This window comes from Planomicrobium sp. YIM 101495, assembly GCF_009707665.1.
Classification (GTDB): domain Bacteria; phylum Bacillota; class Bacilli; order Bacillales_A; family Planococcaceae; genus Planococcus.
Genome location: NZ_WLZW01000001.1, coordinates 291,377 through 304,602, shown reverse-complemented (window position 1 = coordinate 304,602; position 13,226 = coordinate 291,377). Strand labels below are relative to the sequence as shown.

Below are 13,226 nucleotides of genomic sequence, written 5' to 3'. Positions count from 1 at the left end.
CCCTTCAAATCCATTTTACCATTAAAATGTATAACAAATTTGACGTTTTATCAAAAAGAATGTTGCATTCCGAACGAAAACAGCCATTCCGTCCTAAAGAATGGCTGTTTTTGTCATGAAATTGAAATGATTTTTATTTCCATTTCGCCGCCTGGTGTCAATACTTTCACTTTGTCGCCTACAGTTTTGCCGAGCATGCTCTTCGCGATCGGTGAATCGTTCGAGATGCGGCCTTCCAGCGGATCCGCTTCTGCAGAACCGACAATTGTGTACTCTTCTTCATCGCCGTCCGGAACTTCCACGAATGATACCGTGTTCCCGAGTTGGACGATGCCGTTGCCCATATCGTCTTCTTTGATGATCACAGCATTGCGGATCATCCCTTCTAATGTCGAAATGCGGCCTTCGACGAATGCCTGGTCTTCTTTCGCTGAATCGTATTCCGAGTTCTCGGAAAGGTCTCCAAAGCTACGCGCTATTTTAATCCGCTCTACGACTTCTTTACGTTTGACGGTTTTTAGATAATCGAGTTCTTCCTCCAATTTCTGCTTTCCAGCAGCGGTCATTGGAAATTGTTTTTCGTTAGCCAATTTTCCCCACTCCTTCAAATGCTGACTCTTATGCTGCGAGCATATCGCCAGTCTTGTCTCATCATATTACACTCTTTCAATTCATTCAAGAATTGTTTTAATTTTTGTAACCATTAAATCAATTGCGACTTCGTTCTGGCCGCCTTCAGGAATGATGACGTCCGCATAGCGTTTCGTCGGTTCGATGAATTGGTTGTGCATCGGGCGGACGACAGTCATATATTGTTCGATGACGGAATCGATTGTGCGTCCACGTTCATTGATGTCACGCATCATGCGTCGGATGATGCGCAGATCCGCATCCGTATCGACGAATAATTTGATGTCCATCAAGTTGCGCAGACGCTCATCTTCAAGGACAAGGATTCCTTCCAGGATGATGACGTCTTTCGGCTCGATGATGATCGTCTCTTCACTGCGTGTATGCAATGCGTAATTGTAGACCGGCTTTTCGATCGCGTTGCGTTCCAACAGCTCGTTCACGTGTGAGATCAAGAGATCCGTATCGAATGCAAGCGGATGGTCGTAGTTCGTCTCAAGCCGTTCCTCGAACTCCAAGTGGCTTTGATCTTTGTAGTAATAATCCTGTTCGATTACAACAACGGAATTTTCTTTGAATACTTCATAGATGGAATTCGTAACGCTGGTTTTTCCGGATCCGGATCCGCCAGCAATTCCGATTACAACCGGACGATTTTTAGACATTGGGTTTTGCTCCTTGCATTTTCCATTTATTTTTTCGTACAGACCATCAGGCCGTCTCCTGTATCGTGAAGGACCGTGTGATACGCCGGATGTTCCAACATGTTTGCGCGGAATTTCCGCAGATTCCGGACCATGGTTCGGTTCCTTTTCGGCACTTGCTCGATCGGAATTTCGATTGAACCGTTCAGATGCATATTATCGCAGTAAATAGTCCCACCAGAGTCGATCAGTTTTTCGTATTTCTCGAAGAACCGTTCATATTGCCCTTTGGCGGCATCGATGAAAATCGCATCATAACTTCCGGAAAGCGATTCCGTATCGAATTCCAGCGCATCTGCGTGGAAGATCCGGATGCGGTCTTCCATTCCTGCCTGGCGGATGAATTGCACAGCATCCTCGTAACGTTTTTCGTCACGTTCCACTGTATCGATGACAGCTTCCGGCAATCCGATTGCCATCCGCATCGCAGAATAACCGATTGCCGAGCCGATCTCCAAGATCCGCACAGGCTTCTGTTGTTCCAGCAATTGGAGCAGCTGCGCCATGCCTTCATCTTCCATGATCGGGACATGGTTCAGCCGCGCGTTCTCTTTCATCGCGGACAATGTCGAGTCTACCGCTTCGTGGTTCATGAGGTTAGCTCCTTCAATTAAAAAAATCCAAGTAATAATAACATAGAACGGGAAGGAAAGCGAGATGCTTCCTTCACCGTTCAATTAATTGCCGATATATTGTGCTGATTTCTCCAAATGCTCTTCATACGTTTTCGAGAAATGGTTCGTTCCTTCCGAGTCGGCAAGGAAGTAGAAATAGTCGGTTGTCGCTGGGTCGAGTGCAGCTTCGAGCGATGCTCTCCCTGCCCCTGCAATCGGTCCTGGTGGCAGTGCCGGTGTCACGTACGTGTTGTACGGATGATCGAACTCATAGTCCGAGAACAGTAGACGTTCCTTATGTTCGCCTTGTGCATAGATGACAGTCGGGTCAGTCTGTAGCTTCATTCCGTCGTTCAACCGGTTGTAGAATACACTTGCGATTGCTTCACGGTCTGACTTACTTGTCGCCTCTTCTTCTAGAAGGGATGAGAACGTCAGCAGCCAGTGAACCGTGCGCTCTTGCTCTTCCAATGCCGGAAGAAGTGGCAGGATGTTCGCATCCATCGCACGGATCATTTCTTCCGCGATGTGTGCGAGCGGTGGGTTTTCTTCATAAAATGGATACGTCGCAGGGAATAAGTATCCTTCGAGTGCATAGCGGATATTCTCGCCTTTGATTTCATCGGTCAGCAATGTCGGATACTTCGCCATCATCTCGTCGATGAACGCGTCGCTCTGGATCAGTTCCATGAATTGCTCTGCCGTGTAGTTCGTCTTCTCCGCAATGACGCGTGAAGCGATCTCTTCCAGGTGCAAGCCTTCCGGAACGGTTATCGAGAAGACCGGCTCGTGATAGACTTTTCCGGTTTTCAAGCTTTCCGTGATTTCGTCCAATGTCATGGACGGCGTCAAATCGTATGTGCCGGCCTGGAAATCGGATTGGTTATTGAATTTCACGTAATACTCATAAATCCGTGCATCTTTTACTAGCCCATTGTCTTCAAGCAATTGGGAGATACTCGAAATGCCTGAACCGATCGGTACTTCGACCGTGACCGTTTCTTCAGATTCGGCATCCATCGGCTGTAGCGCTTCCTTCACATAGTTGTATCCCCAGTATCCAAGTCCAGCAAGTGCAAGAAGCAGCACCAATGCAATCACAAAAACGATACGGCGAACTGTTTTCACTTGCTTCTTCCGTTCTTTCATCCGGTCGAACATAATATCTTTCTTCGATTTCACCGGTTCTCCCCCTTCGGCCAAAAAAATTCTCTATTCGGCAAAAGAAAAAGACGGAATCAACGTTCAATTCCGCCCTTCCCCTTCATTTCCTTACAACTCTTCGTTTTCTTCTTCTTGTTCAAGGAAAGTATTGAGCATCTCTTCGATCATATCCCATTCTTCGTCGGTTTCGATCGGGCGCAGCTCTCCACCTGAAATCTTGCCTTCAGCATCTTCCTTCTCAGTGAATGATGATGCCTGGATTTCGATTTCGCCTTCATCGTCCTCTTCCGCCCCAAGTGGGTAGTAAAGTACGTACGACTTGTCGAAGTCCTCCGAGTCAAATGTGAATAGTACTTCGTATAGTTCCTCGTTGCCGTTTTCATCCACGACTGTGATATGTTCTTGTCCGTGTTCCATTGTCGTCACCTCATATTTTTTTAAAATCAAGATAGCCTTGCAAGATCATTGTCGCAGCCATCTTGTCGATCACTTTTTTGCGGTTCTTCCGGCTGACATCTGCAGAAATGAGCATCTTCTCAGCCGCCATCGTGGTCAATCGTTCGTCCCATAGCTTGACAGGCAGGGAGAATTTCTCCTTCAGCCCTTCCGCATAGCGCTCTGAAGCTTCTGCGCGCGGTCCGATCGTATTGTTCATGTTCTTCGGATAGCCGATGACGATCTCGGAAACTTCGTATTCCTTGATCAGTTCCTCAAGGCGGTCGAAACCGAACTGTTCCTGGTCTTCGGCAATCTTGATCGTCTCGATGCCTTGAGCCGTCCATCCAAGCGCATCACTGATTGCTACGCCGACGGTTTTCGAGCCGACGTCCAAACCCATAATTCTCATTTTGTGTCCTCATTACTTTTTTTGATATAAAACTTCACCAGTTCCTCCAGAATTTCGTCCCGTTCCAATTTACGGACCATATTCCTGGCATCCTCATGGCGAGGAATATACGCCGGATCCCCTGACAATAAATAGCCGACAATCTGATTGATCGGATTATAGCCTTTCTCTTCAAGGGCACTGTGCACATGAAGCATCACATGCTTCACTTCACGTTCCATTGATTCATCAGAAGGATTAAACTTCATAGTCTGATCGAATGAACTCACGACAAGCACCTCGCTTTCGGATTTTCGTTCCAGTATCTTAGAACAGTATAACCTAAAATGTTCCGCGGTTAAACTGATTTAACTAAATCATAAACGGAAGCGAGTGCTTCATCAAGTTTTTCAGGGTTTTTGGCTCCTGCCATCGCCATGTCCGGACGTCCGCCACCCTTGCCTCCACACAGTTCCGCTACGTGTTTGACGATTTGCCCCGCATGATGGTTCCCGCCTGCCAAATCTTTTGTGACACCAGCCACAAGCATGACTTTATCGTCCGCGACAGCCCCGAGAACGATGACAGCTCCACTCATCTTCTGTTTCAAGTCATCCATCATGCTGCGCAATTGGTTGTTATCTTTCGCTTCAACACGAGCAGACAAGACCGTTACTCCGTTCACTTGCTGTGCTGCATCCATGATTTCACCAGACTGTGCATTCGCCATTTTTGCAAGCAAGGATTCATTCTCTCGTTGTGACGCTTTCAAGTCCGCCTGAAGGGCTTGGATTTTCTGGACGATGTCTTTCGTCGATGACTTCATCTGTGAAGCTGCCAGTTCGAGTGTTTCTTCACTCACTTTCAGGCTTTCGTAAGCACCTTTACCAGTCACTGCCTCGATGCGGCGGATCCCCGCCCCGATACCACTTTCCGAAACAATCTTGAACAAGCCGATCTGTGCCGTGTTCGCGACGTGTACGCCACCACAAAGCTCCAGCGAGAAGTCCGCGATTTCAACAACGCGTACAACATCACCGTATTTCTCACCGAAGAGTGCCATTGCACCCATATTTTTCGCGTCCTGCAAGCTATGGTAGCCTGTCTTAACGTCGATGCCAGACCATATTTTTTCATTGACGATCTTTTCGATCTGCTGCAGCTCTTCTTTCGTCACTGAACCGAAGTGCGAGAAGTCGAAGCGGAGACGATCCGGCCCAACATAAGAACCCGCCTGATTGACGTGCGTGCCTAAAACATCTTTCAATGCTTGGTGAAGAAGGTGTGTCGCAGTATGGTTTTTCACCGTGTGACGACGTTCAGCCGCGTTCACTGTTGCTGCGACTTCGCCTTTTGTCAATTCTCCGCTCGTGATGCGGACTGAATGCAAGTTTTGGCCGTTCGGTGCTTTCTTGACATCCAGCACTTCCGCTTGAACAGAATCGTTCGCAAGCGTTCCGTGATCAGCGATCTGCCCGCCACTTTCCGCATAGAACGGTGTACGGTCAAGAATGACTTGTACTTCTTCCCCTTCATGCGCTCCATCGACAAGCTCACCGTCGCGGATGATGTGCGTTACGACTGCCTCAGAAACTGTGCGGTCGTAGCCGATGAATTCGCTGTCTTCAGTTATGCTGCCAAGCACTTCTGACTGAATCTGCATAGAATCAACGTTTTGACGTGCATTCCGCGCGCGTTCTCGCTGTTCGTTCATTGCCGCTTCAAAGCCTTCGTGATCCAAGTCCATGCCTTGCTCTTCTGCATACTCCTCCGTCAATTCCACTGGGAAACCGTATGTGTCGTATAAACGGAATGCTTGCGCACCAGGAATTGTCGTTTTGCCTGCCTCTTTCTGCTCGGCAATGACGCCGTTCAGCATCGACAGTCCTTCCGTCAAAGTTTCGTGGAAACGTTCTTCCTCCAGCTTGATCACACGGCTGATGAACGCTTCGTTTTCTTTCACTTCCGGATAGAAGTCTTCCATGATTTCCCCGACGACCGGTACAAGCTCGTACATGAACGGCTTGTCGATGCCGAGATTCTTGCCGTAACGAACAGCACGACGCAGAAGTCGTCGCAATACGTAGCCACGGCCTTCGTTCGATGGCAATGCTCCGTCACTTACTGCGAATGCGACTGTGCGCACGTGGTCCGCGATAACTTTGAATGCCATGTCCTGCTCTTCTGTCACGCCATATTGTTTACCAGAAATGTCCGCTGTTTTCTGGATGATCGGTGTGAATAGGTCTGTATCGTAGTTTGTTGGTACGTCTTGGACTACTGAAACGATCCGCTCAAGGCCCATTCCTGTATCGATGTTTTGTTTTGGCAGCGGCGTGTATGTGTGATCCGGGTTGTGGTTGAACTGAGAGAATACCAAGTTCCAGATTTCCAAGTAACGCTCGTTCTCGCCGCCCGGGTATAATTCCGGATCAGATGGATCATTTCCGTAACTTTCGCCGCGGTCGTAGAAAATTTCCGAGTTCGGTCCACTCGGGCCTTCCCCGATATCCCAGAAGTTGCCTTCTAAACGGATGATGCGTTCAGCCGGCACGCCGACTTCATTCAGCCAGATGCCGTAAGCTTCTTCGTCTTCCGGATGTACTGTGATCGACAATTTCTCCGGATCGAAGCCGATCCATTTTTTGTCCGTCAAGAATTCCCATGCCCAGTGAATTGCTTCTTTCTTGAAGTATTCACCGATCGAGAAGTTCCCGAGCATTTCGAAGAACGTATGGTGACGTGCTGTCTTCCCAACGTTTTCGATATCGTTCGTACGAATTGATTTTTGTGCGTTAACGATCCGCGGGTTTTTCGGGATGACGCGGCCATCGAAGTATTTCTTCAACGTCGCAACTCCACTGTTGATCCAAAGCAAAGACGGATCCTCGAACGGTACGAGTGATGCGCTCGGCTCCTGGTCGTGTCCTTTTTCTTTAAAGAAGTCCAAATACATTTTTCTTATTTGTGCGCCTGTTTTTTGTTCCATGTTCAGTTCTCCTCCTTGAATTTACGTGAAGTGATCGGTTCGGCAAGCTGTGGCTGTCGGCATTCTCGTGCAGGTAACGCCAAAACAATAGAAAAAGCCCCCATCCCCATAAAAAAGGGACGAAGGCTATTGTTCGCGGTACCACCCTAGTTACACGGCCGCAATGTGCCATGTCTCTCAAGAATGCCTTAACGCGGCTTGACGGCAGGGATTAGCTGCACTCAGGAGTAGCAATCGAAAATCGCTTGCGAAAGTCCTTTCAGCCGAGGGACTTCTTTCTGGACGCGTTGATTTTGTCGGGTCTCCATCATCGTTTTGCAAATATATAATTCAAATTGTAAAGAATCTCGTGACCAATGTCAATAAGCGGGAGTTCGATCATTCCATAAATTGCTGCGGAGAGATGCCTTTCATGCCAATGAGTGGATGAATGGCGTGAATGTTCTCCGCTGTCAGTGACGCAGCGCCTGTCGCATCCGGAATATCTTCGTCATCCCCTTCAGACGCCACGAGGCCCGTGAGCCGGTCCTTTAGCGTCGTCATGCGGGCCTCGTCGTCCGTCCGCTCCACGCCGAAACGGAAGACAGCTGGATCTCCGAGCAGAATTAGGAAATCACGGCTCCTTGTAATGCCTGTATACAGCAAATTGCGCCGCAACATCTTCGAATAGCCGCGAACGACCGGCATGATGACTGTTTGGAACTCTGATCCTTGCGATTTATGAATCGAGCAACAATAAGCAAGCGTCAATTGGTTCAAGTCGCTCCGCTCGTACGTCACTTCGATGCCTTCGAACGACACGACGAGAAGATCCTGCTTCTCGACCGTCTCTTTCGCTTTCAGAATCGCGACGACTTCACCCATATCCCCGTTGAAGACGTTACTCTCCGGCTGGTTGACGAGCTGGAGCACTTTGTCGCCAATGCGATATGTGACGTCGCCGAACACGAGCTCTTTCCGCTTGCCGTCATCATTCGGATTGACCATTTGTTGGATCTTCTTATTGAGTGCATCGATTCCTGCTGGTCCTTTGTACATCGGGGCGAGCACTTGGATGTCTTTGATCTTCTGGCCTTTTGCCATGGCGCTTTTGATGACTTTCTCCACGACAAACGGAATTTGGTCGGCAGAGGCTTGGATGAATGAGCGGTCCGCCGTTTTCCCCGTGATGTCTGCAGGCAGCTTGCCGTCTTTCATCTGGTGGGCAAGTTCAATGATCGAAGAGCCCGATGATTGGCGGTAAATCTGCGTCAGTTCGACAGTCGGCACACGGCCAGATTCGAGCAAATCACGCAGCACTTGCCCCGGCCCGACTGGTGGCAGCTGATCTTGGTCACCGACGAATATCAGCTGGACATCTTCCGGTACAGCTTTCAACAACTGGTGGGCAATCCATGTATCGACCATCGACATTTCATCGATGATGATCAAGCGTCCTTCGATTTCTTTCTCGGTCTCTTCCTCTTTTTCCTGACCGTTGAAGCCGAGCAAACGGTGAATGGTCATTGCCGGCAGTTCGGTTGATTCGCTCAGCCGTTTCGCTGCGCGTCCAGTCGGCGCAGCCAAAATGATCGGGAACGGTTCTTTTTTCTTCGCATAGTCCTTCGGATCAAGCGACAAACCGTGCAACTCCGCATAAATTTCCACGAGGCCGCGGACGACCGTCGTCTTCCCTGTACCCGGTCCGCCCGTCAAAATCATGACCGACGAGTTGATTGCTTGATCGATCGCTTCGATTTGCGTTTCCGCATAGTTGACTCCGAGACGTTCTTCCGCTTCGCCGAGTGCAGAACGCACTTCGGATGCCGGGAACCGTTCGCGTTTTTCCTGGGAAGCAATTAACGTCTCCAGCTTTGTCGCGATGCCGATTTCCGAATAATAAAGAGACGGCAAATAAAGGCGTGTCTGTTCCCCCGCCACTTTGCCTTCTTCGTTCAATTCGATCATCGCTTTTGAAATCACGTCGACCGGGATTTCCTCACGCTGGCTCGCTTCGAGCATTCGTTTGACGAGCGGGATAAGTTCCTTGGCATCCAAATACACGTGGCCATCCGACAAGGACGCTTGGTTCAACAAATACAAAATCGATGCTTTCACCCGGTCGGGATGGCTCCCGGTGATGCCGAGCTTGGCACCGAGTTCATCCGCACGGTGGAAGCCGACGCCTTCGATCTCTTCGATTAGGCGGAACGGGTTTTTTGTCAAGACGTCGATCGTCTCTTCACGGTACGCCTGGTAAATACGCATGCCGATCTGGGGACCGAAGCCCCAGTCATTTAACTGAATCATAACCCGCTCCAGTCCAAGGTTCAGCTGCAGCGTCGAACGGATCGTATCTTTCTTCTCATCCGACAATCGCGGAATGTCATCGAGCGCTTCCGGATCATCAAGGATTTTCCGGATCGCATCGTTCCCAAGCTGCGCGACAATCGTCTCCGCCGTCTTTCGTCCGATGCCGTGGAACATATCACTCGATAAATAATGGATGATGCCTTGTTCAGTGCCAGGCACTTCTTTCTTGAACGTCTCCACTTGGAACTGCACGCCATAACGCGGATGGTTTTTCACCACGCCAGTGAAGCGATATGTCTCTTCCAAAACGAGTGGCGGAAAATAGCCGGAAACGATGATTTCCTTGTCGCTATAGTGCGCATTCGTTTCCTGGATTTTCACTTTTGCGATGGAGAATAAATTGTCGGGGTTATGAAAAATGGAGACGATGGGACGCCCCAATATAAATTGGCTTTCCTGTTGGAATAAATCAATTTGCCTGGTCATGTCCATCGTCTCCTTAAGGGGTCATTGTCCGTTTTCGAGGCCTGAAGCGACCATGTTGTACACGTCGCGTGCCATGAAATTGTTTTCATCTAGCGTATACGCCTTCTTCAAGTGATGCAGGGCATCTTCCGTCCGGTCCGTCGAAACGGCGTATAAGACGCCGAGGTTATAGTGGCCATCAGATGATTCCGGCATCAATTCTACTGCTTTTTCAAGCTGTGGCTGTGCTAGCTCAAACAGTTCGAGCGTCGCAAGTGCAATACCGAATTCGAGGTGCGCCTGCTCGTCGTTGTCGTTGATTTCTACTGCACGCTGGTAATATGGCAGTGCTAGCTTATGCTGATCCATCCGGTTGAAGCATCTGGCAAGCATCAAGTGTGCATCGCCGCCTTCCAGTCCGTGATGGATCGCTTTTTCATAGATTTTCGCCGCTTCCGTAAAACGCTCCGCATTGAAATACAGATTCGCTAGACCGTAGTAAGCAGTCGCTGACGTCTCATCGAGTGTAATCGCTTTTTGGAACGCCCGCTCCGCACTTTCGATATCATTCACTTCCGTCAAAATGTGACCGAAGTTGATGAAACCAAGTGCGTCTTCCGGGTTTTCGTCAATCGCCTTCCCGAATGCTTGGAGCGCTTCTTCCATCTTGCCTTCTTGCAATTTCTTGATTCCGATTTCGTTGTAGTTCATGTCAAGCTCTCCCATTAACCGACGTACTCCAGACGCGCGCCATTTTTGAATACGTGATCGATCGTCCCGCCGCCGAGGCATTCTTTGCCGTCATAGAAGACGACTGCTTGGCCTGGCGTGATTGCACGTACTGGCTCGTCAAACGTCACCACTGCATGTCCGTCTTTCATTTCCACTGTGACGCCTGTGTCTTGCTGGCGGTAGCGGAATTTCGCTGTACAGTGGAACGTACCAGTTGGCGGTGTGTCAGACGTGAAGCTCAAGTCAACTGCCGTCAAGCTGTGTGAATATAGTGCATCGTGGTTGATGTTTTGACCGACATACAAAACGTTCTTCTCGAGATCTTTCCCGATGACGAACCACGGGTCGCCCGCTCCGCCGATGCCAAGGCCTTGACGCTGACCGATTGTGTAGTACATCAAGCCGTCGTGCGTGCCTTTTTTGACGCCATCAAGCGTTTCCATCGACCCAGGCTGTGCCGGTAAGTATTGGCCGAGGAATTCCTTGAAATTCCGTTCGCCGATAAAACAGATGCCTGTGGAATCTTTTTTCGTCGCTGTCGCAAGTCCTGCTTCAAGTGCGATTTCACGCACACGTTTCTTATCCATATGGCCGATCGGGAACATGACTTTCGTCAATTGCTCTTGGTTCAGCTGGTTCAGGAAATACGTTTGGTCTTTGTTGTCGTCATGACCGCGCAGCATTTTCGTTTCACCGCCTTCGGTATGGACTGCCTGTGCATAGTGGCCTGTCGCCAAATAATCCGCACCTAAGCTTAGCGCGTGCTCAAGAAATGCTTTGAATTTGATTTCTTTGTTACACATAACATCCGGGTTCGGCGTACGCCCTGCACGGTACTCGTCCAGGAAATACGTGAACACTTTGTCCCAGTACTGCTTTTCGAAGTTGACTGCGTAATACGGGATCCCGATCTGGTTACAGACGCGGATGACGTCTTCGTAGTCGTCCGTTGCGGTACAGACGCCGTTCTCATCCGTGTCATCCCAGTTTTTCATGAAGATGCCGATGACGTCATATCCTTGTTCTTTCAATAAATGTGCTGCGACAGACGAATCGACGCCGCCGGACATGCCGACGACCACCCGAGTTTCTGCCGGTGTTTTTGTTGTCATGTTTGTTCACCTCTATAGTTATTGCGCCAAGCGCTTCGTAATATCCGCTGTTTGTTCCGCGGCTTTTCCAACCAGTTCCTTTGTCAGTCCAAGACCGAAGCTGAAACGGATCGAGTTCCGCAGCTCTTCTGCGTCCTCGCCGTACATCGCGACAAGCACGTGCGATGGATCGATCGAGCCTGCTGTACAAGCGGATCCGCTGGAAGCGGAAACGCCTGCAAGGTCCAAGTTGACGAGGAACGATTCGATGTCGATGTTCGGGATACTGATGTTAAAGACGTGCGGCAATGTATCCGCACCGTTCTCCTTGAATGCCACGCCATGTTCATGAAGGACGGAACGGAACCGCTCTTTGTAGCTTTCGTAAAGCGCTGTTTTCGTCTGTTGTTCTTGTCCTGCGATTTCCACTGCTTTCGCGAATGCCAAAATCGCCGGAACGTTTTCTGTACCTGCACGGCGTTTCCGCTCCTGCTCTCCGCCGAAAAGAAGCGGTGTGAGAGGCGTACCTTTTCGTTGGTACAAGAAGCCGATACCTTTCGGGCCGTTCAATTTATGAGCGGAAACCGACAGCAAGTCCACTTGCAGCTCTTCCACATCGATGTCGATCAAGCCATAAGCCTGCACTGCATCTGTATGGAAAATCGTCTCTGTGTCTTTCAACAGCTCCCCTATTTCTTTGACCGGCTGAATTGTGCCGACTTCGTTATTTCCGAGCATAATGCTGACAAGTGCCGTGTCTTCCCGAAGAGCCGCTTTGACATCTTCGACTTTCACGCGCGCTTGTTCATCGACTGGCAAGTATGTCACTTCGTATCCTTGCTGCTCGAGCTTCTGGACAGCGTGAAGGACGGCGTGATGTTCGATTGCTGTCGTGATGATGTGTTTTCCTCCATGCTGTGCGACCGTTCCGAAAATGGCCAAATTGTCCGCTTCCGTGCCGCCACTTGTAAAGATGATTTCCGTATCGTCCGCATTGATGCTTGAAGCGAGCGTTCTGCGCGCCTGGTCAAGCATACGGCGTGCGTCCCGTCCCGTCCCGTGAATGCTCGACGGGTTGCCGTAAAACTCAGCCAGTGCCGCGCTGAATGTTTCGAGCACATCCGGGTGTATCGGCGACGTGGCTGCGTGGTCCAAATAAATTCTGTTCATCGTGTTAACTCCTTACTTTTACGTTCAGATGTAGAACATGTAATGTTCGGTTTCTTCATTGCCGTAATTGGCGAGGTCTTCCAATGTCGTCGTGTCGAGCACATTTTTTACTGCATCGCGGATTCTCGCCCACAACTGGCGCTGAGGCTGTTTCTCCTCTTCGATTCCTTCGACCGGCTGGATCGGTCCTTCAAGAATTCGGATGACATCGCCTGCAGAAATTTCGCTCGGTTTACGCGTCAGCATATAGCCGCCGTAAGCACCGCGGACACTCCGCACAAGTCCTGAATTCCGGAGTGGCGCAACAAGCTGCTCAAGGTACGCTTCGGACAATTCGTTATCTGCTGCAATCTTGCGGAGCGGTACCGGGCCTTCCCCGTATTGTTTTGCCAATTCAATCATTATAGTCAAGCCGTAACGGCCTTTCGTCGATATTTTCATAGTACACCTCTAGACATTTTTCCACTTCAAACAGTATAGCATATCCGCCGCAGAATGGACTTGTCATGACTTTCGGCAAGCAAAACGATATACTGAATTCCATGATGA

The 13,226-nt window shown here is 49.7% G+C and carries 13 protein-coding genes; all 13 read right to left on the bottom strand.

Annotated features, from left to right (window positions below):
* Positions 1-113 precede the first annotated feature (113 nt).
* The 13 genes from greA to cymR all read right to left on the bottom strand — a co-directional run bounded on the left by greA (position 114) and on the right by cymR (position 13,118).
* Positions 114-590: a transcription elongation factor GreA gene (gene greA / locus GIW82_RS01570; RefSeq protein ID WP_154748169.1), complete on the bottom strand. Its 477-nt coding sequence runs from the start codon at positions 588-590 to the stop codon at positions 114-116.
* An 81-nt stretch (positions 591-671) separates the two neighbouring features.
* Positions 672-1,325, bottom strand: a complete 654-nt coding sequence (gene udk, locus GIW82_RS01565) for a uridine kinase (RefSeq protein WP_370456164.1) — start codon at positions 1,323-1,325, stop codon at positions 672-674.
* Positions 1,322-1,927 (bottom strand): O-methyltransferase, encoded by a 606-nt coding sequence (locus GIW82_RS01560; protein ID WP_154748167.1) that lies wholly within the window; start codon positions 1,925-1,927, stop codon positions 1,322-1,324. The genes udk and GIW82_RS01560 overlap by 4 nt, the downstream gene beginning before the upstream one ends.
* Positions 1,928-2,011: 84 nt before the next feature.
* Complete coding sequence (gene mltG, locus GIW82_RS01555; RefSeq protein WP_154749547.1) at positions 2,012-3,109, bottom strand: endolytic transglycosylase MltG; 1,098 nt, start codon at positions 3,107-3,109, stop codon at positions 2,012-2,014.
* A 111-nt stretch (positions 3,110-3,220) separates the two neighbouring features.
* Positions 3,221-3,529: a DUF1292 domain-containing protein gene (locus GIW82_RS01550; protein ID WP_154748166.1), complete on the bottom strand. Its 309-nt coding sequence runs from the start codon at positions 3,527-3,529 to the stop codon at positions 3,221-3,223.
* A 10-nt stretch (positions 3,530-3,539) separates the two neighbouring features.
* Positions 3,540-3,959: a Holliday junction resolvase RuvX gene (gene ruvX, locus GIW82_RS01545; protein WP_154748165.1), complete on the bottom strand. Its 420-nt coding sequence runs from the start codon at positions 3,957-3,959 to the stop codon at positions 3,540-3,542.
* Complete coding sequence (locus GIW82_RS01540) at positions 3,956-4,228, bottom strand: IreB family regulatory phosphoprotein (RefSeq protein ID WP_370455955.1); 273 nt, start codon at positions 4,226-4,228, stop codon at positions 3,956-3,958. Before GIW82_RS01540 ends, ruvX begins: the two co-directional genes overlap by 4 nt.
* A 68-nt stretch (positions 4,229-4,296) precedes the next feature.
* Positions 4,297-6,927, bottom strand: a complete 2,631-nt coding sequence (alaS, locus tag GIW82_RS01535) for an alanine--tRNA ligase (RefSeq protein ID WP_154748164.1) — start codon at positions 6,925-6,927, stop codon at positions 4,297-4,299.
* A gap of 378 nt (positions 6,928-7,305) precedes the next feature.
* Complete coding sequence (gene recD2, locus GIW82_RS01530; RefSeq protein ID WP_154748163.1) at positions 7,306-9,705, bottom strand: SF1B family DNA helicase RecD2; 2,400 nt, start codon at positions 9,703-9,705, stop codon at positions 7,306-7,308.
* 21 nt (positions 9,706-9,726) lie between these two features.
* Positions 9,727-10,395, bottom strand: coding sequence for a tetratricopeptide repeat protein (locus GIW82_RS01525; RefSeq protein ID WP_195913915.1), 669 nt, complete (start codon positions 10,393-10,395; stop codon positions 9,727-9,729).
* A gap of 14 nt (positions 10,396-10,409) precedes the next feature.
* The gene (mnmA, locus tag GIW82_RS01520; protein ID WP_154748161.1) at positions 10,410-11,528 is read right to left on the bottom strand and encodes a tRNA 2-thiouridine(34) synthase MnmA; all 1,119 of its coding nucleotides are present in this window, start codon (positions 11,526-11,528) and stop codon (positions 10,410-10,412) included.
* 18 nt (positions 11,529-11,546) lie between these two features.
* On the bottom strand, positions 11,547-12,677 hold the full coding sequence (locus tag GIW82_RS01515; RefSeq protein WP_154748160.1) for a cysteine desulfurase family protein: 1,131 nt from the start codon (positions 12,675-12,677) through the stop codon (positions 11,547-11,549).
* 24 nt (positions 12,678-12,701) lie between these two features.
* Complete coding sequence (cymR, locus tag GIW82_RS01510; protein WP_154748159.1) at positions 12,702-13,118, bottom strand: cysteine metabolism transcriptional regulator CymR; 417 nt, start codon at positions 13,116-13,118, stop codon at positions 12,702-12,704.
* Positions 13,119-13,226 lie beyond the last annotated feature (108 nt).

Excerpts from the sequence above, each read along its gene's own strand:
- GIW82_RS01560 (WP_154748167.1), bottom strand. The coding sequence starts at position 1,927 with ATGAACCACGAAGCGGTAGACTCGACATTGTCCGCGATGAAAGAGAAC.
- GIW82_RS01515 (WP_154748160.1), bottom strand. The coding sequence starts at position 12,677 with ATGAACAGAATTTATTTGGACCACGCAGCCACGTCGCCGATACACCCG.
- GIW82_RS01550 (WP_154748166.1), bottom strand. The coding sequence starts at position 3,529 with ATGGAACACGGACAAGAACATATCACAGTCGTGGATGAAAACGGCAAC.
- alaS (WP_154748164.1), bottom strand. The coding sequence starts at position 6,927 with ATGGAACAAAAAACAGGCGCACAAATAAGAAAAATGTATTTGGACTTC.
- recD2 (WP_154748163.1), bottom strand. The coding sequence starts at position 9,705 with ATGACCAGGCAAATTGATTTATTCCAACAGGAAAGCCAATTTATATTG.
- GIW82_RS01525 (WP_195913915.1), bottom strand. The coding sequence starts at position 10,395 with ATGAACTACAACGAAATCGGAATCAAGAAATTGCAAGAAGGCAAGATG.
- cymR (WP_154748159.1), bottom strand. The coding sequence starts at position 13,118 with ATGAAAATATCGACGAAAGGCCGTTACGGCTTGACTATAATGATTGAA.
- mnmA (WP_154748161.1), bottom strand. The coding sequence starts at position 11,528 with ATGACAACAAAAACACCGGCAGAAACTCGGGTGGTCGTCGGCATGTCC.
- mltG (WP_154749547.1), bottom strand. The coding sequence starts at position 3,109 with ATGTTCGACCGGATGAAAGAACGGAAGAAGCAAGTGAAAACAGTTCGC.
- ruvX (WP_154748165.1), bottom strand. The coding sequence starts at position 3,959 with ATGAGAATTATGGGTTTGGACGTCGGCTCGAAAACCGTCGGCGTAGCA.